The following is a 242-nucleotide window of genomic DNA, read 5'->3' as shown; positions in this document are numbered from 1 at the left end:
CAGATCGAGGAGACGATCACCGCCGCCAGCGGAATCAGGACCCCGTAGGCTTTGCGGAAGTAGAAGATCAGCAGGGATACCATGATCAGTGCGGTGAACAGGAAGATCTCAATGATCTGATCCAGATACTGATAGGCCCAGCCCACCAGCATCGGCTGACCGGTAACATGGATCTTAATCCCTGCGACAGACTCATCTGCCCGCATCTTCTGAATCTCATTAAAGGTCTTCACATAATCGAG

The 242-nt window shown here is 52.1% G+C and carries 1 pseudogene; it reads right to left on the bottom strand.

The features are described 5' to 3' along the window. Positions 1-242 (bottom strand): annotated as a pseudogene (locus Q0882_RS16705) (transporter); the annotation flags it as partial.

This window comes from uncultured Neptuniibacter sp. (assembly GCF_947498015.1).
GTDB lineage: Bacteria > Pseudomonadota > Gammaproteobacteria > Pseudomonadales > Balneatricaceae > Neptuniibacter.
This window is presented reverse-complemented; position numbering and strand designations above follow the sequence as displayed.